The following is a 22,234-nucleotide window of genomic DNA, read 5'->3' on the forward strand; positions in this document are numbered from 1 at the left end:
CTCGGGGGCATCGACGTAAAAATTGAATGACTACTTGACTAGTCAAGTAGTCATATATACATTGCAACAATGCAGAAATAATCAACCCCCGCACGTACGGGGAATTCTCCAGCCAGCTTGCCAGGGAGCATGCTCGTGAACCAATCCGTCTGCAGTCTTCTCGCTCTTCTCGCCACCACGGCGCTCGCCGGCGCTGCGCCCGCCTACGCGGGCAACGAATCCGTAGCGGCACCGTCGTCCGATCCCGCAACGCAACCGGCGAAGAAGGACGAGCCGGCGAAAAGCGCCGCGCCGGAAACGGCGGAATTGCAGGCGATCACGGTGACCGCGGAGCACCGCTCGGCATCGATCAACGACACCGGCATCACCATGGACGCGTTCGTCGGTTCCGATCTGCGCGACAAGGGCGCGACCAAGATTTCCGACCTCGCGCGCTATTCGCCCGGCATCAACGTGCATGGCCCGTTCGGCGAAAACGGCTATCCCGAAATCACGATTCGCGGCATGAACGCGGACAATTTCACCGAACTCTCACCGCAGTCGGTCGGCGTGTATGCGGACGGGGTATACCTGTCATCGCCGCCGCTGCTCGCGCTGCGCATGTTCGACCTCGACCGCGTCGAGGTGCTCAAGGGCCCGCAAGGCACGCTGTACGGGCGCAACACCATCGGCGGCGCGATGAACATCATTTCGGCGCGGCCGACGTTCGATCCCGACGGCTATTTCACCGTCGATTACGGCAGCTACCAATACGCCGCCGCGGAAGGCGCGATCGGCGGCCCGCTGTCGGACACCGTCGCTTATCGTTTGTCGACGCGTCTCGTTCGTCAATGGAGCGGGCCGTTCAGCAACGGCAATCCGAACGGCGACAAGACCGGGCAATTGCGCCAGGCCTATTGGCGTGCGCAACTGCTTTGGGATGCGAGCGACGCCTTGTCCGTGCTGCTGAATTTCCATGGCGGCATCGACCGTTCCGACACATGGCCGTTCTCGCAGGTTGCCGCGCTCGTGCCGAAAGGGCAGCCGAACGCGGGCCAGATTTGCCCGGCGTTTCTTTCGGGCAACATCGGCCTGGCCAACCAGCAGTGCGTGGACTTCAACGGCTACCACAACACCAGCGGCGATCCCTACCGCAATCCGTTGAGCCTGTTCGGCCGCAATCACGACAAGAGCGCGGGCTTCAGCGCCGAAGTCAATTGGGATCTCGGCGCGGTCAAGCTGACTTCGGTCACCGGCTATGACTGGATGACGCGCCGCGCCGGCTACGACGAGGACGCCGGCCCGAACAATCTTATCGACACAGTGCGCGCGAGTGACGTCAATCAGTTCTCCGAAGAACTTCGCCTCGCCTCGAACGAACAGGCCCGGCTCAACTGGATCACCGGCGTGTACTTCTCGCACGACCGGCTCGGGGGCAATCCGATCTTCGTGTCGAACTTCTCCGACTGGTTCGGCGCGTCGACGGCCGACTACTCGACCTTGCGCACCTCCACCTGGGGCGCGTTCGGCCAGATCGACTACGCACTTACCGACACGCTCAAACTCACGGCCGGACTGCGCGACAGCGGCGTGCGCCGCAATTACGACTACCGCGAAGTCGGTACGCCCGACGGCGGTGCACCCGCGGTGGCGTTCGCCGGCACCAGTCATCTGAGTCAGAGCGAGTGGTCGGGCAAGCTCGGTCTCGACTACAAACCGAACAAGAACCTGCTGCTCTACACCAGCGTCTCACGTGGCTTCAACGCCGGAACTTACAGCGCCTACTTCATCACCAGTCCGCAATCGCTGCAGCCGACCAAGGCGGAAACCGCGATTACCTACGAAGGCGGCTTCAAGCTCACCGCACTCGACAAGCGCGTGCAGCTCAATGGTGCGGTCTACTACAACGATTGGAAAGACATACAGCTCACCGCCGTCGAGAACCGTGCCGGCGTCAATGCGCCGTATCTGACCAACGGCAAGGGCGCGCAAATCTACGGCGGCGAACTCGAACTGACCACGCGCATCACGCCGGCTTGGGACGTGACGTTCGGCGGCGCGTATCTGCACACGGAACTGCGCGATCTCTGGGTGCAGGATCTGTTCGGCAAGGTCGTCAACATCAAGGGACGCCCGCTCGCCAACTCGCCGGAATGGCAGTACAACCTGAGCACGCGTTATCGTATCGATCTCGCTGGCGGCTATCGTCTGATGCCGGAAATCGACGTGAAGTACGAAGACAAGATTTATCGCGATCTTCTCGGCACGAAGGCGCTGATGACGCCGACGCACACGGTCGTCAACGCGAGCGTCAAGCTCGACAATATTTCCAGCCGTTGGCACGTGCAGTTTTGGGTGCATAATCTCACCGACCGCCGTTACGTGACCGAGGGCTATCAGGTCGTCGCCGCCGGGCTTGCCGGAGTTTCCATGAGCATGCCGCGTACCTACGGCGTCAGTTTCGGCATGGATCTGTGAGCGCGACCGTATCCACTTCGGCAGCGCCGCCCGACCGCGCCGCGATCGGCGCGGCGATCGCCTTGTTCACCGCGGGCGGCCTGTTCTGGGCCTTCCTGCCGTTCTTCATCGGTTTGCAGGAAGATCGCGGTGGCCTTTCCGCCACCCAGGCCGGCGCACTCGGCTCGGCCTATCTCGTCGGCTTCACGATAGCCGGGCTCGCTGCGCCATGGTGGAGCATGCGAATGTCCCCGCGCGCGGCCGTTGCAGTCAGCGTTGCGCTGGTCTGGCTTGGCCTCGCGAGTCTCGCATTCGGTGTCGGTTATCTGCCAGCGTTGATCGCCTGCGCCGGCATCGGCCTTGCGCTCGGCGCATTCTGGGCGATCGCGTATCGTGTGTTCGGCGCGGCGCCGAATGCGGAACGCGCTTTCGCCCTGGCGATTGCGATCGGCTATCCGGCGCTCGCGGTCATCACGTTTCTTATCGGTCATTTCGTCCTGCCGCAGAGCGGCCTGTTCGGCATGACGACGGCGATCGCCTTGCTGATCGGCCTGCTCGCCGCGGCCGCGGTGAAACTGCCCGCGCAGTTCGGCAACGCCGCGGCCGCGACGCGTGTCGGCGCAGGCGAGGAGAAACGTCTGCGGCTCGTATGCGGACTGGCGGCGATCGCCTTGTTCAGTCTTGCCTTCGCCGCGGTCTGGGCCTTCGCCGAACGCATCGGCACGCAGGCCGGTTTCGCCGGCTCGACGGTGACGTCGGTGCTTTCTTCCAATCTTCTGTTTACCGGCCTTGGTTCGACCGGCATCGCCTTGCTCGGCAAGCGCATCGGCCGTTGGCAGGTGCTCGTCGCAAGCTACGTCCTGCTTGCGGTGTGCATGGCCGTGCTCGGCCACGCCGGCACGATCGCGCTGTTCGTCTTCGCCATCGCCGGCCTTGGCTTCGGCGTCGGTACGGGCTTGCCGCACCAGATGTCGATCGTCAGTCAGTGCGACGTGCGCGGGCGCTACGTCGCGCTGATCGCGGCGATGCAGGGCCTCGGCACCGCGCTCGGTCCGCTCGTCGGCGGCGTGGCGTTCCAGTCGTCCGGCGCGACCGCGCTCGGCATCGTCGGTGCGGCGGCACTGGTCGCGAGTTTCGCTATGCTCATCGCTGCGGATCGACACGCTCGAACTGCATAGCGTACTTGCCGGGAGCCCCACCATGTCTACTGCGCCGCTCGCCGGCCTTCGCGTCGTCGAACTTGCCCGCATCCTCGCCGGTCCTTGGCTCGGGCAGACCCTCGCCGATCTCGGCGCCGACGTCATCAAGGTCGAAAGCCCGGCCGGCGACGACACGCGCACCTGGGGGCCGCCGTTCATCGAAAACGGCGACGAGAAAACCGCCGCGTACTTCCATGCCTGCAATCGCGGCAAGCGCTCGATCGTCGTCGACTTCGCCTCGGCCGAAGGGCGCGAACGCGTGCGCGAACTCGCCGCCACGGCCGACGTGCTGATCGAGAATTTCAAAGTCGGCGGATTGAGCAAATACGGTCTCGACTATACGAGTCTCGCCGTGCTCAATCCGCGCCTGGTCTATTGCTCGATCACCGGTTTCGGTCAGACCGGCCCGTATGCGCCGCGCGCCGGCTACGACTTCATGATCCAGGGCATGTCCGGAATCATGGACCTGACCGGCGATCCGGCCGGCGAGCCGCAGAAGATCGGCGTCGCCTTCGCCGACATCTTCACCGGCCTCTACGGCGTCGTCGCCGTGCAGGCCGCGCTGATCGCGCGTGAGAAGACCGGGCGCGGACAGCACATCGACATGGCCCTGTTCGATTGCATGACCGGCGTGCTCGCCAATCAGGCGATGAATTACCTTGCGTCCGGCGAAACGCCGCGCCGTCTCGGCAACGCGCATCCGAACATCGCGCCGTACCAGACCTTTCCGGTCGCCGACGGCCACATCATCATCGCCGCGGGCAACGATGCGCAGTTCGTGCGCCTGTGCCGCCTGCTCGATCTCGCCGCGCTGGCGGAGGACGCGCGTTTCGCGACCAATGCGCAGCGCGTGCAGCGCCGCGACGAATTGGCGGAACTGCTCGCGGCGGCGACGCGCCAGCGCCTCCGCACCGACCTGCTCGCCGCGCTCGACGCCGCGGGCGTGCCAGCCGGGCCGATCAACAGCGTCGCCGACGTCTTCGCCGATGCGCAATTCCAGGCGCGCGAAATGCGTGTCGAAAACGATGGCATTCCCGGGCTGCGCACGCCGATCCGCATGTCGGAAAGCGCTCTCGCCGCGAACCGTCGTTCGCCGCGGCTCGGCGAACACGATGCCGAGGTGCGCGCCGAACTCGCGCGCCGAACCTGATTCGAATCCTTTATCGGAAATATCTATGGCCAATGCCGAACTGCTTTCCAGGCTCGACGATCCCAGCTTGCTGCGCGAGGCTAACTTTATCGGCGGCGAATGGATTCCCGTCGGCACCGGCTCGACGATCGACGTCACCGATCCGGCGACCGGCGAACTGGTCGGCCGCGTACCCGATTTCGGCGCAGCGGAGACCGCGCGCGCGATCGATGCGGCCGCGCGTGCGCTGCCGGCCTGGCGTGCGCTGACCGCGAAGGCGCGCGCGCTGCCGCTGCGCCGGCTGTTCGATCTCATGCTCGCGCATCAGGAAGACCTCGCGCGCATCATGACCGCCGAGCAAGGCAAGCCGCTCGCCGAGAGCCGCGGCGAAATCGCCTATGCGGCGAGCTTCATCGAGTGGTATGCGGAGGAGGGCAAGCGCGTTTACGGCGACGTGATTCCACCGGACCGTCCCGGCCGTCGCATCCTCGTGCGCAAAGAACCGATCGGCGTGTTCGGGGCGATCACGCCGTGGAACTTCCCGGCCGCGATGATTACGCGCAAAGCCGGCCCAGGCTGGGCCGCCGGCTGCACCGGCGTGCTGCGTCCCGCAAGTCAGACGCCGTTCTCCGCGCTAGCGCTCGCCGTGCTCGCCGAACGCGCGTGCCTGCCGGCCGGCGTGTGCAACGTCATCACCGGATCGGGCCGCGCGATCGGCGGCGAACTCACCGCCAATCCACTCGTGCGCAAGCTGTCGTTCACCGGCAGCACGGAAGTCGGCGCCGAGCTGCTTGCGCGCTGCGCGCCGAGCATCAAGAAGGCGAGCATGGAACTCGGCGGCAACGCGCCGTTCATCGTCTTCGACGACGCCGATCTCGACGCAGCCGTCGCCGGCGCGCTCGCGTGCAAGTACCGCAACGCGGGGCAGACTTGCGTCTGCGCGAATCGCATCCTCGTCCAGGATGGCATCTACGCCGCGTTCGCGGAGAAGTTCGCGAACGCCGTCGCCACGCTCAAGGTCGGCAACGGCTTCGACGTGGGCGTGACGATCGGTCCGCTGATCGATGCCGCGGCACTCGCAAAAACCGAAGACCATATCGCCGACGCGCTTGCACATGGCGCGCACTTGGTCAGCGGCGGAAAGCCGCACGCGCTCGGCGGCAATTTCTTTGCACCGACCGTGCTGACCGAGGTGCCAACCCAGGCGAAGATCTTCCGCGAAGAAACCTTCGGCCCGGTCGCGCCGCTGTTCCGCTTCCGCGACGAGGCTGAGGCGATCCGCCTCGCCAACGACACCGAGTTCGGCCTCGCCGCGTATTTCTACAGCCGCGACATCAACCGCGTGCTGCGCGTCGCCGAGGCGCTCGAATACGGCATCGTCGGCATCAACGAAGCGATTATCTCGACCGAGGTGGCGCCGTTCGGCGGCGTGAAGACCTCAGGCCTCGGCCGCGAAGGTTCGAAGTACGGCATCGACGACTATCTCGAAATCAAATACCTGTGCTTCGGCGGCGTTGACGCTTGATCGCAGGTTGCGCTGTCGCGTGTTCGGCTGTCGAGCGCAATTTCATTTTCCGGGTACCTTGGAGTTTTCATGCCGGCTGTCGCCCTCAACCCCGTCGATCTCTACGACGTCCGCTCGCTGCTCACCGAAGAAGAGCGCATGGTGCAGGACACCGTCGCGCGCTTCACCGACGAGCGCGTGCTGCCGATCATCGGCGACTGCTTCGACAAGGCGCGGTTCCCGGTCGAATTGATTCCCGAGATGGCCGAACTCGGCCTGCTCGGCTCCTCGCTGCCGGTCGAATACGGCTGCGCGGGCATGAACGGCGTCAGCTACGGCCTGGTCTGCCAGGAACTCGAACGCGGCGATTCGGGCCTGCGCAGTTTCGCCTCGGTGCAGTCCTCGCTGTGCATGTACCCGATCTACGCCTACGGCAGCGAAGAGCAGCGGCGCGAATGGCTGCCGCAGATGGCGCAGGGCAAGGTCATCGGCTGCTTCGGCCTGACCGAGCCGCACGGCGGCTCCGATCCGGCGAACATGAAGACGCACGCGAAACGCGACGGTTCCGACTGGGTCATCAACGGCGCGAAGATGTGGATCACCAACGGCAACCTCGCGCATATCGCGATCGTCTGGGCGCAGACCGAAGACGGCATCCAGGGCTTTATCGTGCCGACCAACAGCAAGGGTTTCGCCGCGCAGGAAGTGCACAAGAAGATGAGCCTGCGCGCCTCGGTGACGAGCGGCCTATTCTTCGACAACGTGCGCGTGCCCGACTCGAACCGCCTGCCGAACGTGAAGGGCCTCAAGGGACCGCTCGGCTGTCTGACCCAGGCGCGCTACGGCATCACCTGGGGCCCGATCGGCGCGGCGATCGCCTGCTTTGCCGAGACGACCGAGTACGCCAAGAACCGCATGCTGTTCAAGCGCCCGATTGCGGCGACCCAGGCGGTGCAGATCAAGCTTGCCGACATGGCGCGGCGGATCACGCTCGCGCAGTTGCTGTCGCTGCAGCTCGGCCGCCTCAAGGACGCCGGCAATATGCAGCCGACGCAAGTGTCGCTGGCGAAGTGGAACAACTGCCGCATGGCGATCGATATCGCGCGCGAATGCCGCGACATCCTCGGCGGTGCCGGTATCACGACCGAGCACAGCCCGATCCGCCACGCGCTCAATCTCGAATCCGTGATCACCTACGAAGGCACCGAGACCGTGCATCAGCTCGTGGTCGGGCGTGAGGTGACGGGGATCAACGCGTTCTGAGCGGCGCCGGTTGGCCGTCGTCGAGCCTTTGCGGGCTTCTTTTTTTGGCGGCAACGGAAGTCCGAGACCGTGAAAAAAGAGCTGTGCCGAGGTCATGAAATCGCCGCAGCAACGCCGAATAACCGAAGGCCAGTTATGTCGGAATGCCGCGATAAAACGCGTGTTTCGAATGATTTTCACGCGAATGTAAAATTATTCCAGTGTTCGCGATTCAGTTCTCATTAGCTCGCTATTCAACCTTGACACTCCATTTTTGCGGGAGCAGAGTGCCCCGTGGTTCGTCGGCCCACTCCATAAAAACGAGGCGGATGACGAACCATTCGTGTGGTCTATAACAACGCTCGAAATGGGGGCGGGATTCTGCAAGAGCCCGACAAGGCGCGCTTTCGGTATTCGCCCTTTCCATTGTGTTCTAACTTTCCCTAAGCACGGACTAAAGGAGATAGGTTATGCAACAGAACGACGCGATTGTTTCTGGTTGGCTCAGCGGTGCGGAAAAATTCGGCGGCCTGGTGAATCCCGCCGGCCCGCTTTTCGTTGAAGGTCATGACGCTACCGAGGCAGCGTTGACCGATCCGGGTCTCGGCAAAGTGCTCATCTCGGGCGCCACGACGTGCTCGTTCAGCGGCCGGCTTTGCGCAACGATCTGCCCCTGCTGTTGACGCACACTTGCCAACGCGCGGCCTGCTTCTTCGATATCGCGCGCTGCGCGTTGGCAATTCCGCTCTCGTAACGAACAGGATTTCCCACCGATAAGGCAAGGAATCTGCTTGTGCAAGCAACGGCCGAGACGAATACGCACGAATCCTTCGCTCCCATCATTCTGAATTTCACCGCCGCGGTCCGCGCCGAGTTTTCCGCAAGGCTTGCCGAACTCTCGTCCGAGCTGGCCGCCAGCGAAACGGATGCGATACGCAGCGCCACGGAAGCGGCCCTCAACACAAATGCGGCGCTCAAGCTCAACCGCACGCTGCTGCTGGAATTGCAGGCGGCAAAGCTCGCCGGCGAACTGACCGCGCCGGACGACGCAGCCTGTTTCGCCCAGTTCGTCGAGCGTGCGCTATGGCCCGAATTCCTCGACCATCTGCATCGCCGCTATCCGAGTTTGCACGAGCGCCTTGCGCGCGCGCTGAATGCGCAGCGCCGTGCGATCGAATCTCTCGCGGCGCGCTTCGTTGCCGACAGAAAAGAACTCGCGCATCTGCCGAATCCACCGCAAGGAAAACTGACCGAACTGAGTCTCGGCCAAGGCGATCTGCACGCAGGCGGCCAGTCCGTGGCGAAGCTGTCGTTCGAACACGGCGAAGTGATTTACAAACCTCGTTCGCTACGGATCGACCGCGTACTCGAAACCTTCCTCGCGCGCGTTCTCGGCGACGCGCCCGATCGCATTCGCGTGCCTGAGGTGCTCGATCGCGGCGACTACGGCTGGGCCGCGTTCGTCGTGCACCGCTATTGCGCTACCGACGAGGAACAGCGCACGTTCTATCGCAACCTCGGCCACTGGCTGGCGATACTGCGTGCGCTCGGCGGCACCGACATCCATCAAGAAAACCTCATCGCGTGCGGGCCCGTGCCCGTCGTGATCGACGTCGAAAGTCTTTTCTCCATGTTTCCCAAAGCGCGGTCTTCCGGCTACGGAGAAGCCTACGACGCGGCGGCCGAGCTGATCCGCAATTCGGTGTTGCGCACCGGCATCGTGCCTTACCGTGCGCCGGCACTTGGGTTTTTCAACGTCGACATGTCGGCGGCCGGCGCGCTTCCCGGCCAGCAGCCGCAGGTGCATCTGCCGGTGATCGCGAACGAAGGCACCACCGACGCGCGGATGGAGATCATCAACATCGACGTGCTTCCGGCGCAGAACCATCCCAGCCCCGAGCCGGACGTATCGAAGTACTGGAACCACCTCAGCGAAGGCTTCCTCGAAATCACCGAGCGGCTGCGTGCATTCGACGCGCGCGGCGAGCTCGCCGGCTTGCTCGCTGACTTCGAAGGCTGCCAGGCGCGCGATATCCGCCGTGCGACACAGGCCTACGTGGAGATCGGGCGCATGCTGTGGCATCCGGCTTCGCTGTACGACGAGGCGAAGGCCGTGGAACGTGCGCGCGACTTGCTTGCACGCAACGCCGCGGTGATGCCGCAGGCGCCGTCGTTGCCTGCGGAGATCGCGTCGGAAATCGACGACCTGCGCTACGGCGACGTGCCGATCTTCGCCGCGCCGCTGACGCGCGAGCGCATCGACGCGGCCCTGACGGATTGGCGCGGCATGCGCCTGGAGCTGGAAGAACTGACCGTGCGCAGCGCCCTCGTGGCGACGCATCTCAACCTGAGCGATGACCAGCCCGACCAACCTTATTCGCGCCGCAACCCTGCCAGCCATCCGCATAGCGACAATTTGGACCAGCGCCGACGCAAACTCGCCGCGGACGCCGTGGAGCGTCTGCTGCGCCTTTCGGTGCGCGGCAACGATGGCTCGGTCACCTGGATCACGCCAGAAATCAATCGCAGCGGCTGGCAGGTGCAACCGCTCGCCACGGATCTCTACTTCGGCATCGGTGGCGTCATTGTCGCGTTGGCCGGTTATCTCCACGAGACTCGCCAGGGCCGCGCCGATCCTGTAGCCGGCGTCGCTGAAACACTGCAAAGCGCGCTACAGGTTCTGCGCGCGATGGAAGCGGACGAGAAGCAGGAACTGTCGGGCGGATTCACCGGCTACGGCGCGCAGATATGGATCTGGCTGACTTTGCACGATCTGCTCGGGCAGGAAGAATCCCTGGACCGCGCCGTCCGTTTTGCGCAAGCGTTGAAGAAGCTGGGCTTCCAGGGCGACAAGGCCATCGACATACTCGGCGGCGCGGCAGGCGCGATCCCGCCGCTGCTCGGGCTGGCGCAAGCGACCGGCGATGCTCGTTGGCTCGACCTGGCGGCGGAGGCGGCGAGTCATCTGGAGTCCATCGCCGTACGCAACGGCGACGGCGCGCATTGGCCGATCCCGCGCATTGCCTATCCGGTTGGTGGATTCGCCCACGGAGCGACCGGCGTCGCCTGGGCGCTGGCGCGACTGGCACTGGCCGGCGCAGGCAGCGCGGCCGATCGTCAACGCTGGAGCAACCTAGCCGATGCCGGCTTCGCCTTCCAGGCCGCGCTGTACGATGAAGCGGTCGGCAACTGGTTCATCGCCGATCCCGGCGGCCCCCGCGAGAGCTTCCACAACTGGTGCTACGGCAGCGTCGGCATCGGCCTGGCCGCGGGCGACCTCTACTCGCGCAGCGGCGATCCGAGACATCTGCTGACCCTGCGCCGCGCCGTCGCGGCCGCAAACGGCAAATGGGGTTCGAGCCACACCCTCTGCCACGGCGATTTCTCGCTATGGGAACTGCTGACGCGCGCCGAAAAATGGGACCCGGAAGGTTGCCGGCTGGATTCGGCTGATGCTGCCGCGCAGGTCGTTTCCTCCATCGAAGAACACCGCGGCGTCGTTGGCGGGATGGCTCGCGATGCGTTTACCCCAGGACTAATGACTGGTCTTGCCGGGGCGATTCACAGTCTTAATCGCATGCATCCAGATTGCATGTTGCCGTCGCCGTTGTTACTGGAGCGAACATCTGGATCTGTGCGGCGAGAAAGGCGATCGATGCCGTGACTTAATTGGGGAGATTACGTACGGGTTGAGAGTCCGAGTCGTCGGCATCCCAGTCAAAACAGTAATCCCCGCTTCCACAGGGGCTCTTTTTCTGTGGCAAGACTAGGATTACTCGCGCCATCCATGGCGCTCGGCCCTTCGAGCTCGGCTCTGCTTCGCTCCGCCGTTCAAAATCGGCAATCCTGCCGATTTTGTCGAACCCAAGTCCGAACAAAACAAAAAGCCCCGCACATGGCGGGGCTTTTTGTTTTGGCTGGGGGACTAGGATTCGAACCTAGATAGGCAGAGTCAGAGTCTGCAGTCCTACCATTAGACGATCCCCCAATTCCGGCCGGATCGTCTATCTGACTTGGCGACGATCCGGTTTTGGGAGTACGAGCCGGCGTCGTGAGACGACGGCTCGGGTAACGCTTAGCGCTTCGAGAACTGCGTAGCGCGACGAGCTTTGTGCAGACCGACCTTCTTACGCTCGACTTCGCGGGCGTCGCGGGTCATGAAACCGGCCTTGCGCAGCGGAGCCTTGAGCGTTTCGTCGTGCTCGACGAGGGCGCGGGCGATGCCGAGGCGGATGGCGCCGGCCTGACCGGTGTTGCCGCCGCCTTCAACGGTGACCAGCACGTCGAACTTGTCGGTCGACTGGGTCAGTTCGAGCGGCTGGCGCACGATCATGCGCGAGGTTTCGCGGCCGAAGAACTCGTCGAGCGGCTTGCCGTTGACGACGATCGCGCCCTTGCCGGCGCGCAGGAACACGCGCGCGGCCGAGGATTTGCGGCGGCCGGTTCCGTAAGACTGTTGAATTGCCATGGATGCGGATTCCGAAAGATTAGGCGAGGTTCAGCGGCTGCGGCTGCTGAGCGGTATGCGGATGCTCGGCGCCCTTGTAGACCTTGAGCTTGCGGTACATCGCGCGGCCCAACGGGTTCTTCGGCAGCATGCCCTTGACCGCGATTTCGATCGCGCGCTCAGGGTGCTTGGCGAGCAGGTCCTTCAGCGCGATCGACTTGATGTTGCCGATGTAGCCAGTGACGTGGTGATAGACCTTGTCGTCCAGCTTCTTGCCGGTGACCGCGATCTTCTCGGCGTTGATCACGACGAGGTAGTCGCCCGTATCGGCGTGCGGGGTGTAGACCGGCTTGTGCTTGCCGCGCAGGCGCACCGCGAGTTCGGTCGCGAGGCGGCCGAGCGTCTTGTTGCTGGCGTCGACGAGGAACCAGTCGCGCTTGACCGTTTCAGCCTTGGCGCTGACAGTGGAATTTTTCATGGGAAACCTGTGCCCTTTTCGGGCTCGAAGTTGATGCGTGAAGCGAGGAACCGCGAATTTTAGCGGAATCATAATGCGCGGCGCAAGCCCTGTTTTGCACGAGACTTTTCTCCGGGCAACGTGGCGCAGATCGGCAGGGGAGGGCCTCACGCGCGCCGCTATCTTGTGCGAAGCGCCGGATTCTGCTGTAATGCGCGGCTCGCTGCGGGCTTCGCGGCGATCTCCGGCCGCTTTCGTGCGACCGGGCCGTCTCTGCCCTGGCTAAGGGCAGCCGTTCTCATATCGAGGAGTAAGCTGTGGCTAAAGTCTGCCAAGTCACCGGCAAGCGCGCGCAATCCGGACATAGCGTGTCGCATGCTAACAACAAAACCAAACGCCGCTGGTTGCCGAACCTGCACGAGCGCCGCTTCTGGGTGCCGAGCGAAAACCGTTGGATAAAGCTGCGCGTTTCCACCCAGGCCCTGCGTACGATCGACAAGAACGGCATTGAAACCGTGCTAGCCGAGCTGCGCGGCCGCGGCGAAAAGATCTAAAGGAGCACGAACATGGCATCCAAGCGCGACAAAATTCGCCTCGTGTCTTCTGCGGGCACTGGTCATTTCTACACGACCGACAAGAACAAGAAGACGACGCCGGACAAGATGGAAATCAAGAAGTACGATCCGGTCGTGCGCAAGCACGTCGCTTACAAGGAAGCGAAGATCAAGTAAGTTCAGGATGAACTCATCCCGTGCGGTACATGGAAGTACAATGACACGGGATCCAGCATTTTCATAAATGCGGTCATCTCGGAGTGCACAAGGTCGTGCGTTAATCCGAGGTCCGGTGCCTAGGTCACAGGCATAAAGAACCCGCCGCGAGGCGGGTTTTTTCTTGCCTGCCGTTTTGCCTGGCAGCCCGCGTTGCGGTACGCGTTCAGCGTTTCGGTGCCAATTCCGATCCGAGTACCGCCCAGACGTTCTCGAGCACCTTCGGCTCGCCTTCGGCTTTCGGGTGCAGGCCGTCGTCCTGCATCAGGTCCGGGTTCAGCGCCACGCCGTCGAGCAGGAACGGTACGAGCGGCGCATTGAATTCGCGCGCGAGGCCCCGATACATTTCTCTCAAGCCCTCGCGGTACTGCGGTCCGTAGTTGATCGGCAGCTCGATGCCGAGCAGGGCGGAACGCGCGCCCGCGGCACGGACCGCGGTCAGGATGCTCGTGAGGTTCGTACGGATTTCGGCGAGCGGCAGCCCGCGCAAGCCGTCGTTGGCGCCGAGTTCGACGATGACCAGAGCGGGCCGGTGTTCGGCGAGCAGCTTGGACAGGCGCGCAAGACCGCCGGACGTGGTTTCGCCGCTGATGCTCGCGTTGACGACGGAGCGCTGCGAGCCTTGCCCGCGCAGGCGCTGCTCGAGCAGGTGCACCCAGCCGGTCTCGGGCGCGATGCGGTGTGCGGACGACAAGGAATCGCCGAGCACAAGGATCGGGCCCGGCGCGGGCGCGGAAGGCGCCGCTTCAACGGCAAAAACAGCAATCGACAACAGCGCGGCGAGGAATGATCTGAGTATGAGCATGGCTAAGCAGGGCGGTGAGGAAGTCGTGATCCGTGCCGACAAGGTTAGCAAAAGCGTCGACGGTCCCGATGGTCGTCTGACCATCCTCGACGGCGTCAGCTTCAGCCTTGCGCGCGGCGACAGCCTCGCGATCGTCGGCGCTTCCGGCTCGGGCAAGACGACCTTGCTCGGTCTGCTCGCCGGGCTCGATCGTCCGACTTCGGGCGAAATCGCACTCGCTGGTGAGCGACTCGACGTGCTCGACGAGGAAGCGCGCGCGCGTCTGCGTCGCCGTCGCGTCGGCTTCGTATTTCAGAATTTCCATCTGCTGCCCGCACTCAATGCGGAAGAGAACGTGATGCTGCCGCTCGAACTCGAGGGCGGCGCCGATGCGCGCGCGCGCGCAGGCGATGCGCTCGCGCGCGTCGGTCTCGCGGCGCGCAAGCATCACTATCCGGCGCAGTTGTCGGGCGGCGAACAGCAGCGCGTGGCGCTCGCGCGCGCCTTTGTGCACGCGCCCGAGATTCTGTTCGCCGACGAGCCGACCGGCAATCTCGACCGCGGCACCGGGACGGCGATCAGCGATCTGTTGTTCGCGCTCAACCGCGAGCACGGCACGACCCTGGTTCTCGTCACGCACGATACGGCGCTCGCCGAGCGCTGCGCGCGCAGGCTCGTGCTGAGCGGCGGTCGCATCGTCGACGAGGTGACGACGTGAATGCGCTTGGCTTTCTTCCGTCGGTGGAAGAAGGGCAGGCAAGGGCATGAAACCGCTGACCTTCGCCGCGCGCAGCCTGCGGCGCGAATTCTTCCACGCCGAGCTTGCCATGCTCGCGCTGGCGCTCGTGCTCGCCGTCGCCGCGCTGACCGCGGTGGCGACATTGGCGAGTCGCGTCGAGCACGCGCTGCTTGCCTCGGCTGCAGAGTTGATCGGCGGCGATCTCTCGATCAATGCAAGTCGCGCGCTGCCGCCGAATTTGATCGACGAAGCGAACACGCGCGGATTACGGACCAGTCGTCTCGCCGATTTTCCGAGCGTGGTGTTCGCCGGTGAAGCGAGCCGCCTTGTCGACGTGCGCGCGAGTGACGACACGTTCCCGCTGCGCGGCGTGCTCGCGGTGCGCGATGCGAACGGAGCCGAGCGCGAGGTGCATGCGCCGCCGTCGGGCTCGGTCTATGTCGAGCCCGCGGTGCTCGACGCGCTCGCGCTGAAGATCGGCGGCAAGATCCAGGTCGGCGGTCGCGATCTCGTCGTCGCCGGCGAAATCACCCGTTCGCCCGACAGCGGCAGTCTGTTCCGCCTCGCTCCGCGCGTGATGATGTCGCTGACCGATGCGCAGACGATCGGCCTGCTCGCGGCGGGCAGCCGCGTGCGCAATCGTCTGCTCGTCGCCGGGCCGGAAGACGCGGTCGCGGAATTTGCCTCCGCGATCAAGCCGAAGCTACCCGATGCGGCCGAGATCGTGACGATCGCCGATGCGCAGCAGAATCTTTCCGGCGCGTTCGAGCGTGGCGGTAATTTCATGCGTCTGGCCGCGTTGCTCGCCGCGCTGCTGTCCGGCATCGCGATCGCGCTTGCCGCGCAGCGCTTCGCCCGGCGCAAGCGCGAGGAAGTCGCTCTGTTGCGCTGCCTTGGCGCGAGCCGCGGCGAGATTCTCCAAGCTCTGCTGCTCGAACTCGTCCTGCTGGCTTTGCCGGCGTGCCTGCTTGGCGTGGCCGCCGGTCTTGGTTTGCAGCAGATCGTATTCACCATTGCCGGCGATCTGCTGCCCGGCACGCGGCCGGACATACCGTGGCAGCCCTCGCTCGCCGCATTCGCGATCGGCGTCGCCGTGTTGTTCGGGTTTGCGCTGCCGCCGCTGCTGCGCCTGCGCGAGGTCGAACCGATGCGCGTATTCCGTCGCGACGACGCGCATCGCGCCGGGCGCTTCGACGCACTGTACCTGTTGCCCGTTGCGGTGGCTGCGGCGCTGATCGCGATCGGCGCGGGAGACACGCAACTCGCTCTGACTCTCGGCCTCGGCTTTACCGGCGTCGCCGCGCTGAGCTTGGTGCTTGGATTGGTTCTGCTGCGCATCGTCCGTGGTGGCGGCAGGCTGCTGCCGGGCGCGCTGCGCTTCGGTCTTGCCAATCTCGCCCGCCGGCGTGCGCTGACTTTGCTGCAAGCCGGCGCGCTCGCGCTGAGTCTGACTGCGTTCGCCGTGCTTGCCGTGATCGGTCCGTCGCTGCTCGCGAGTTGGCGTGCCGAACTGCCTTCCGATGCGCCGAACTATTTCCTCATCAATCTGCAAGACGATCAGCGTGTGGCGATGCAGGAGCGCCTCGCCGCGCTCGGCGCGACCAATCTCAACATGCTGCCGCTTGCGGTCGGCAAGCTCGTCGCGATCAACGGCAAAACGCCGAAGCCCGAAGATTACAGCGATCGCCGTGCGGCGAACTGGATCAATGGCGAGACGCGTCTGTCGTGGAGCGGTGAACTGCCCGTGTCGAACAAACTTCTGCAAGGTCGCTGGTTCGATGCCGATGCGCGCGGCGACGCGGGTCCGCAAGTGTCGGTCGACAAGATGTGGGTGGATATGTTCCACCTGAAACTCGGCGACACGCTGACCTTGCGTGTCGGCGAGCGCGAAGTCGTTGCGACGATTACCTCGATTCGCGGCGTGCGCTGGGATTCGTTCCGCGTCAATTTCTTCCTGATGCTCGATGCGCGCACGGGCGCGGACTTGGCGCACAGCACGGTGGCAAGTTTCCATCTGCCGCGCGCGGTGTCGCTCGCTGCGCTGTCGCGCGACTTCGCCAACGTGTCGTTGATCGATCTCAATCAGCTGCTCGATCGCGTGCGCGAGATCATCGGCCGGGTCAGCAGCGCGGTGATCTCGGTGCTCGGTTTCAGTCTGGCCGCGGGTCTGCTGGTTCTGCTCGCGGCGCTGGCGGCGACGGCCGACGAGCGGCGCTTCGAGTCGGCCTTGCTGCGCACGCTCGGTGCGCATTCGGGACAGCTCAGCGCCGCGGTGCTCGGTGAATTCGCCGCGCTCGGCCTCGTCGCCGGCGGCATCGCCGCGCTTGGCTCGGCAGCGATCGGCTATACGCTCGCGCTGCGCGTGTTCCGCTTCGACGGTTACGTTCCGCCGTTTGCCTCGCTGCTGCTTGTAGTGTTTACCGCGGCGGCGCTGGTGGCGCTTGCGGGCTGGCTGGCGACGCGGCGGATCGCGCGCACGCCGCCGATTGCGGTGCTGCGGCAGGGCTAGAACCCGGCTTCAGTCCGAAGCCGTTTGCGTGTAGTCGGTGCGGCCGGGTTCTTTGAATCTATCGCGACGGGTCGATGGATCAGCGCCGCAGCGCACTTTCGGCTTGGCCGCGCTCGTACTCCGAGAGATGCGAGGCGACTTCGTGATAGCGCGCGACCAGGGCGGCATCGTCGGGCATCGCGCGCGCAAGCGCCATGAGCACTTGGCTGCGCTCGTAGTTGCCGCCGATTTTCGCTGTGGAATCGAGCACCGCGTTCGCGCTGGCGGTGCCGAGTTTACCGGCGTTGATCAGGGCGAGCAGGGTCTGTGCGTGCTCGTGGGCGCTGCCGATCCTCAGCGTTGACTGCACGTAGGCCGGCGCGATCGCATCGACATCGCGCGCTTGCTTGGCGATGTCGATCAGCAGTTCGGCGCGTTCGTGGTCGCTGCCCAAGTTCGCGCCGGCGTTGAGCAGATCGGCGAGTTCGTGTTCGCTCAGATCACGGCGCGTCAGCATCGTGCGTAATGTGCGGCTGCGTTCGTAGTCGGCACCGATGTGAGTGGCGGCGTCGAGCCAGCTCGCGCGCACTTCGGCGCTGTTGTCGAGCTTGGGAAAGATGCTGCTGAGCAGCTCGGCGAGTTCGTAGTCGCCGTGGATGCGCGATGTCTGCTGCAGAAAGACGATCTGCCGGGAGGTATCGAGTTTCTGTGTGGCGAAGATCTTGGCTAGGGCCTGACGTTTTTCGTAGTCGCCGCCGATCTCCCCGGCAAGACGCATGCAGCGGTCGAGATCGGCCGGGGACAGCGGGCCTTTGTCGACGAGCAGGCCGAGGTATATGCCGCGCACATAATCGTTGTGGATTTGCTCGATTTCGGCGAGCACGGCGGCTGCGCCACCGCTGGTGTAAATCCGCTGCACGCGCGCCTCGGCGCCGAGGCCGCTGTCGCGGATCAAGCGCGGCAGCAAAGCGGCGAGCCAGGCGCGTCCGCCCTCATCGAACGGCTGTTCATGGCGATTGACGTAGTAGCGGCGGTCCAGTTTGCCGTCGTGCTCGGTGAGTTCGAGACGACGCGTCGTGCCGTCGCGTTTCTCTTCCAAGCTCGCGCTGCCGCCCGGGCTCAAGCTGGCGATGTCGCTCTCGTCGGCGGTGAATTCGAGCTTGCCTTTGGCGATCAGGGTCAAATCCTGAGCGTCGTCGTTGATCGTCATCAGCATCTGCTGGCTTTCGCCGTTCTTGCTGTTACTGATGCTCACGCTGGAATGGGAAGAGCTGGAGGTGGTACGGCTGCCTTGCCGCTGCGAGGACTGCGGGGGCGTCTGTGCGTGCGCGACGGGATCGAGGAAGCCGACGGTCGGCAGGCCGAATGCGCTGGCGGTCAGCGCGGCTGCCGCGGCGGCGCGCAGGTAAATGTTGGGTTTGGTGGTCGACATGGCAACTCCTTCAAGCAAGCGGTCGATGCGTTGGATCAGGGCGGAACCGCGCGCGGCCATCGCCGGCGTCAGTGTGTAGGAAGCCGCGTCGAGATGACGCTCGGCGCAGGCGGCGAGGCATTCGGCGACGGCGCGCGCATCGCCGGTGTGGCGCGCGGCGGAGGCATCGCAGGCCAGTTCGGCGAGTTCGTCGAGGCGGCGCTGGGCGAGGCCGGCAAACGGCAGGAACCAGAACAGCGCGCGCCAGGACTCGACGGTGAGTTTCCATTGCGGATCGCGCCGCACGAGATGAGCGAATTCGTGCGCGAGCATCGCCTGCAACTGGCCCGGAGCCAGCGTGGTCAGGGCCCAGTCGGGCATGAAGATGCGGCGACCGAAGGCGAACGGGCCGGCGATGTCAGGCAAAGTATACAAATCCGCATTGTGCAGGCCCGCGCGCTGGGTGAGCGCGGGGAGATCGAGGCCCACGGGTGTGGCCAGCGGTTTGGCGCGAGCGAGGGCGCGGCGCAGATTCAGCAGCCCCACGCAGAGCCGCAAGGATGCGATCGCCGCACCTGCGAGCCACAGCAGCAGAACGAGAGCGGGCAGGCGCGACAGAAATCGCGCAGCAAACGAGAGTGAAACCACCGCCGGTGCAGCGTATTCGGTGCGCCTACTCGATGGCGTAGCGCTCGTCGCCTGATCTGGCGCAGGCATCGAGACGGATTGGGCGGCGGCAGGAGCGGCGTCCGTCCTTTCTGAGTTCGCTTCTTCCGCGTTCGGCCGGGTTGGCTCACGCAGCGTTTCGGTCGTCATCGTTGCGGGCAGCGCCAGGCGCCATTCCTGCGGCGACGTCGATGCCAGAAGCTGCAGGCTGGCGGTGATCACGCCGCCGAACAGCGCGCAGCGCCAGATCAACTCGCGCGCGGAAGGAGTCAGGCGAAACACACGATCGGCCGACCATGCCGCAGCCAACAATAGGCCGCCGTGCAGGGCAACGGTCAGCAACCAACCCGCGAGCGACGATATCGGTGCGACGTTCACGGTGCTTCCCCTTTTTGCAAACGTTTGCGCAATCGCTCGAGATCGCCAGGATCGATTTCGGATTCGCGCAGCAGATGCGCGACGAGTTCGCGCGAATCGCCGCCGAAGAGAATGCCGATCAAGCCGCCGACCATCGAACGGCGCACCTGCGATTCACTCGCGCAGGCGCGGTACATGAGCTGGCGCCCCTCGCGGCGTTGGGCGACGACGCCGCGCTTTTCCAGGCGTGTGAGCAGGGTGGCGACCGTGGTGTGCTTGAGCCCGCGTTCTTCGGCGAGCACTTTGGCAACGTCGGCGACGCTGGTTTCGCCGCGCTGCCAAAGCACGCGCACGACGGCGATTTGCAGGTCGCTCAAGGCGACGTCGTGATCGAGATCCTGTGTCGTCATCGTTTTCTTCTACGACTGTAGTACTACATTTGTAGAAGATCGGGATGAAAAACGCAACAGGCCGAAAGTCATGGCGGCAGGGTGGGGCAGGCAGAAAGAAAAAACGCCGGCGTTAGGCCGGCGTTTTTCGGTTGGAAGCGGCGGCGATTGAAGCCGCTTTTCGATTTCTGCGATCGAGGACGATCGCGACGGCAATCGCTCAGTGCTTGAGCGTGCGGCGCAGACGCTCGATCGCCTGCAACTGCGCGAGCGCCTGTGCAAGTTCGGCCTGGGCCTGGGCGATCTCGACCGCGTCGGTGCGGTTGGCGAGCGTGCGCTCGGCTTCGTCCTTGGCCTTGCGCGCGGCGGCTTCGTCGAGATCCTTGGCGCGCACCGCGGTGTCGGTCAGCACGGTGACGACCTGCGGCTGCACCTCGAGGATGCCGCCGGAAACGTAGAAGAACTGCTCTTCGCCGTTCTCGGCGATCACGCGCACCTGGCCCGGCTTGAGCCGGGTGATCAGCGGCGCGTGGCGCGGAGCAATACCGAGTTCGCCTTCTTCGCCGGTGGCGACGACCATGGTCGCGTTGCCGTGGAAGATTTCGGACTCGGCGCTGACGATGTCACAGCGAATTGTGGTGGCCATGTTTGCTTACCCTCAAGTGAGCGGTTAGCAGTGAGCGGTGAGCGGAAGGAGCGAGAGCGTCGAAGCTTTTCGCTTTCTCCGCTGATCGCTCACCGCTATTCCGCTCACTGCAATTACGCTGCCTTCTTCTCTGCCATCTTCTTGGCCTTCTCGAAGGCCTCGTCGATGCCGCCGACCATGTAGAACGCCTGTTCCGGCAGGTGGTCGCACTCGCCGTCACAGATCATCTTGAAGCCGCGGATGGTTTCCTTGAGCGTGACGTACTTGCCTTCGGCGCCCGTGAACACCTGCGCGACGGTGAACGGCTGCGAGAAGAAGCGCTCGATCTTGCGCGCACGGCCGACGGTGGCCTTGTCTTCTTCGCTGAGCTCGTCCATGCCGAGAATCGCGATGATGTCCTTCAGTTCCTTGTAGCGCTGCAGGGTGCCCTGCACGCGGCGCGCGGTCTCGTAGTGCTCCTGGCCGATCACGTTCGGATCGAGCTGGCGGCTGGTCGAGGCGAGCGGGTCCACGGCCGGGTAGATACCGAGCGAGGCGATGTCGCGCGACAGCGCGACGGTCGAGTCCAAGTGGGCGAACGTGGTCGCCGGCGACGGATCGGTGTAGTCGTCCGCCGGCACGTAGACGGCCTGGATCGAGGTGATCGAGCCGGTCTTGGTCGAGGTGATGCGCTCCTGCAGGCGGCCCATTTCGTCGGCCAGGGTCGGCTGGTAGCCCACCGCCGACGGCATACGGCCGAGCAGCGCGGACACTTCGGTACCGGCCAGCGTGTAACGGTAGATGTTGTCGACGAAGAACAACACGTCGCGGCCCTTGCCGGAAGCGTCCTTCTCGTCACGGAAATATTCGGCCATGGTCAGGCCGGTCAGCGCGACGCGCAGGCGGTTGCCGGGCGGCTCGTTCATCTGGCCGTAGACCATCGCCACCTTCGACTCGGGCAGGTTGTCGAGCTTGACGACGCCGGCTTCCTGCATTTCGTGATAGAAGTCGTTGCCTTCGCGCGTACGCTCGCCGACGCCGGCGAACACCGACAGACCCGAGTGCTGGGTCGCGATGTTGTTGATCAGTTCGAGCATGTTGACCGTCTTGCCGACGCCCGCGCCGCCGAACAGGCCGACCTTGCCGCCCTTGGCGAACGGTGCGACGAGATCGATGACCTTGATACCGGTTTCGAGCAGTTCGCTCGCGAGCGCTTGTTCGTCGTAGGACGGCGCCGGACGGTGGATTTCCCAGTGGTACTTGGCGTCGATCGGACCGACTTCGTCGATCGGGTTGCCGAGCACGTCCATGATGCGGCCGAGCGTGGCGGTGCCGACCGGTACCTTGATGCCGGCGCCGGTGTTGATCGCGACGAGGCCGCGCTTCAGACCGTCGGTCGAGCCGAGCGCGATCGTACGTACGACGCCGTCGCCGAGCTGCTGCTGCACTTCGAGCGTGATCGTCGTGCCGTCGACCTTGAGCGCGTCGTACACGCGCGGCACCGCATCGCGCGGGAATTCGACGTCGACCACGGCGCCGATGATTTGAACTACTTTGCCCTGACTCATAGTGGGATCCTTTAGAACTTGAT

The 22,234-nt window shown here is 64.6% G+C and carries 18 protein-coding genes and 1 tRNA gene; 11 read left to right on the forward strand and 8 right to left on the reverse strand.

Annotated features, from left to right (window positions below; genetic code table 11):
* Window positions 1-135 precede the first annotated feature (135 nt).
* The 7 genes from FFS30_RS13220 (at window position 136) to FFS30_RS13250 (ending at window position 11,174) form a co-directional block, all read left to right on the forward strand.
* Window positions 136-2,457, forward strand: coding sequence for a TonB-dependent receptor (locus tag FFS30_RS13220; protein ID WP_171014600.1), 2,322 nt, complete (start codon window positions 136-138; stop codon window positions 2,455-2,457).
* Window positions 2,454-3,614, forward strand: a complete 1,161-nt coding sequence (locus tag FFS30_RS13225) for an MFS transporter (RefSeq protein ID WP_137913653.1) — start codon at window positions 2,454-2,456, stop codon at window positions 3,612-3,614. Before FFS30_RS13220 ends, FFS30_RS13225 begins: the two co-directional genes overlap by 4 nt.
* Before the next feature lie 22 nt (window positions 3,615-3,636).
* Window positions 3,637-4,785 carry a CaiB/BaiF CoA-transferase family protein gene (locus FFS30_RS13230; protein ID WP_137913654.1) on the forward strand — a complete coding sequence of 383 codons (1,149 nt, stop codon included), beginning with the start codon at window positions 3,637-3,639 and terminating at the stop codon, window positions 4,783-4,785.
* Window positions 4,786-4,810: 25 nt separating this feature from the next.
* Window positions 4,811-6,289, forward strand: a complete 1,479-nt coding sequence (locus tag FFS30_RS13235; protein WP_137913655.1) for an NAD-dependent succinate-semialdehyde dehydrogenase — start codon at window positions 4,811-4,813, stop codon at window positions 6,287-6,289.
* 69 nt (window positions 6,290-6,358) lie between these two features.
* On the forward strand, window positions 6,359-7,531 hold the full coding sequence (locus FFS30_RS13240; protein WP_137913656.1) for an acyl-CoA dehydrogenase family protein: 1,173 nt from the start codon (window positions 6,359-6,361) through the stop codon (window positions 7,529-7,531).
* 449 nt (window positions 7,532-7,980) lie between these two features.
* The gene (locus tag FFS30_RS13245) at window positions 7,981-8,193 is read left to right on the forward strand and encodes a DUF6229 family protein (RefSeq protein WP_137913657.1); all 213 of its coding nucleotides are present in this window, start codon (window positions 7,981-7,983) and stop codon (window positions 8,191-8,193) included.
* Window positions 8,194-8,303: 110 nt separating this feature from the next.
* Window positions 8,304-11,174 (forward strand): type 2 lanthipeptide synthetase LanM family protein, encoded by a 2,871-nt coding sequence (locus FFS30_RS13250; RefSeq protein ID WP_171014601.1) that lies wholly within the window; start codon window positions 8,304-8,306, stop codon window positions 11,172-11,174.
* A 250-nt stretch (window positions 11,175-11,424) separates the two neighbouring features.
* Here FFS30_RS13250 and FFS30_RS13255 read toward each other — a convergent pair.
* From FFS30_RS13255 to rplM, 3 genes are all read right to left on the reverse strand, one after another.
* Window positions 11,425-11,498 (reverse strand) — tRNA-Gln (locus FFS30_RS13255).
* 87 nt (window positions 11,499-11,585) lie between these two features.
* The gene (gene rpsI, locus FFS30_RS13260) at window positions 11,586-11,978 is read right to left on the reverse strand and encodes a 30S ribosomal protein S9 (protein ID WP_137913659.1); all 393 of its coding nucleotides are present in this window, start codon (window positions 11,976-11,978) and stop codon (window positions 11,586-11,588) included.
* Window positions 11,979-11,997: 19 nt separating this feature from the next.
* A complete protein-coding gene (gene rplM / locus FFS30_RS13265) occupies window positions 11,998-12,435 on the reverse strand; it encodes a 50S ribosomal protein L13 (protein ID WP_137913660.1) in 438 nt (145 codons plus the stop codon).
* 296 nt (window positions 12,436-12,731) lie between these two features.
* On the opposite strand from rplM, the gene rpmB reads away from it, so the two are divergent.
* Window positions 12,732-12,968, forward strand: a complete 237-nt coding sequence (gene rpmB, locus FFS30_RS13270; RefSeq protein ID WP_137913661.1) for a 50S ribosomal protein L28 — start codon at window positions 12,732-12,734, stop codon at window positions 12,966-12,968.
* 12 nt (window positions 12,969-12,980) lie between these two features.
* Window positions 12,981-13,145, forward strand: a complete 165-nt coding sequence (rpmG, locus tag FFS30_RS13275) for a 50S ribosomal protein L33 (RefSeq protein ID WP_018972500.1) — start codon at window positions 12,981-12,983, stop codon at window positions 13,143-13,145.
* 205 nt (window positions 13,146-13,350) lie between these two features.
* On the opposite strand, the gene FFS30_RS13280 is transcribed toward rpmG, so the two are convergent.
* Entirely contained in the window at window positions 13,351-13,989 is a 639-nt protein-coding gene (locus FFS30_RS13280; protein ID WP_137913662.1) for an arylesterase, read from the reverse strand.
* Here FFS30_RS13280 and FFS30_RS13285 point away from each other — a divergent pair.
* Together FFS30_RS13285 and FFS30_RS13290 are read left to right on the forward strand one after the other, a co-directional pair.
* On the forward strand, window positions 13,982-14,686 hold the full coding sequence (locus FFS30_RS13285) for an ATP-binding cassette domain-containing protein (RefSeq protein ID WP_137913663.1): 705 nt from the start codon (window positions 13,982-13,984) through the stop codon (window positions 14,684-14,686). The genes FFS30_RS13280 and FFS30_RS13285 overlap by 8 nt on opposite strands.
* Window positions 14,687-14,732: 46 nt before the next feature.
* Window positions 14,733-17,216: an FtsX-like permease family protein gene (locus FFS30_RS13290; RefSeq protein WP_137913664.1), complete on the forward strand. Its 2,484-nt coding sequence runs from the start codon at window positions 14,733-14,735 to the stop codon at window positions 17,214-17,216.
* A 79-nt stretch (window positions 17,217-17,295) separates the two neighbouring features.
* Here FFS30_RS13290 and FFS30_RS13295 read toward each other — a convergent pair whose 3' ends face one another.
* The 4 genes from FFS30_RS13295 to atpD form a co-directional block, all read right to left on the reverse strand.
* Window positions 17,296-19,650: a M56 family metallopeptidase gene (locus FFS30_RS13295; protein ID WP_137913665.1), complete on the reverse strand. Its 2,355-nt coding sequence runs from the start codon at window positions 19,648-19,650 to the stop codon at window positions 17,296-17,298.
* A complete protein-coding gene (locus FFS30_RS13300; protein ID WP_137913666.1) occupies window positions 19,647-20,039 on the reverse strand; it encodes a BlaI/MecI/CopY family transcriptional regulator in 393 nt (130 codons plus the stop codon). The genes FFS30_RS13295 and FFS30_RS13300 overlap by 4 nt, the downstream gene beginning before the upstream one ends.
* Before the next feature lie 199 nt (window positions 20,040-20,238).
* The gene (locus FFS30_RS13305; protein WP_137913667.1) at window positions 20,239-20,664 is read right to left on the reverse strand and encodes a F0F1 ATP synthase subunit epsilon; all 426 of its coding nucleotides are present in this window, start codon (window positions 20,662-20,664) and stop codon (window positions 20,239-20,241) included.
* A gap of 113 nt (window positions 20,665-20,777) precedes the next feature.
* Window positions 20,778-22,211: a F0F1 ATP synthase subunit beta gene (gene atpD, locus FFS30_RS13310; RefSeq protein WP_137913668.1), complete on the reverse strand. Its 1,434-nt coding sequence runs from the start codon at window positions 22,209-22,211 to the stop codon at window positions 20,778-20,780.
* Window positions 22,212-22,234 lie beyond the last annotated feature (23 nt).

This window comes from Rudaea sp. 3F27F6 (assembly GCF_005503555.1).
Lineage (GTDB): Bacteria > Pseudomonadota > Gammaproteobacteria > Xanthomonadales > Rhodanobacteraceae > Rudaea.

Coding starts and splice junctions, on each gene's coding strand:
- FFS30_RS13305 (WP_137913667.1), bottom strand. CDS start 20,664: ATGGCCACCACAATTCGCTGTGACATCGTCAGCGCCGAGTCCGAAATC.
- FFS30_RS13290 (WP_137913664.1), top strand. CDS start 14,733: ATGAAACCGCTGACCTTCGCCGCGCGCAGCCTGCGGCGCGAATTCTTC.
- rpmG (WP_018972500.1), top strand. CDS start 12,981: ATGGCATCCAAGCGCGACAAAATTCGCCTCGTGTCTTCTGCGGGCACT.
- FFS30_RS13245 (WP_137913657.1), top strand. CDS start 7,981: ATGCAACAGAACGACGCGATTGTTTCTGGTTGGCTCAGCGGTGCGGAA.
- FFS30_RS13240 (WP_137913656.1), top strand. CDS start 6,359: ATGCCGGCTGTCGCCCTCAACCCCGTCGATCTCTACGACGTCCGCTCG.
- rpsI (WP_137913659.1), bottom strand. CDS start 11,978: ATGGCAATTCAACAGTCTTACGGAACCGGCCGCCGCAAATCCTCGGCC.
- FFS30_RS13285 (WP_137913663.1), top strand. CDS start 13,982: ATGAGCATGGCTAAGCAGGGCGGTGAGGAAGTCGTGATCCGTGCCGAC.
- FFS30_RS13280 (WP_137913662.1), bottom strand. CDS start 13,989: ATGCTCATACTCAGATCATTCCTCGCCGCGCTGTTGTCGATTGCTGTT.
- FFS30_RS13230 (WP_137913654.1), top strand. CDS start 3,637: ATGTCTACTGCGCCGCTCGCCGGCCTTCGCGTCGTCGAACTTGCCCGC.
- FFS30_RS13300 (WP_137913666.1), bottom strand. CDS start 20,039: ATGACGACACAGGATCTCGATCACGACGTCGCCTTGAGCGACCTGCAA.
- rplM (WP_137913660.1), bottom strand. CDS start 12,435: ATGAAAAATTCCACTGTCAGCGCCAAGGCTGAAACGGTCAAGCGCGAC.
- FFS30_RS13235 (WP_137913655.1), top strand. CDS start 4,811: ATGGCCAATGCCGAACTGCTTTCCAGGCTCGACGATCCCAGCTTGCTG.
- atpD (WP_137913668.1), bottom strand. CDS start 22,211: ATGAGTCAGGGCAAAGTAGTTCAAATCATCGGCGCCGTGGTCGACGTC.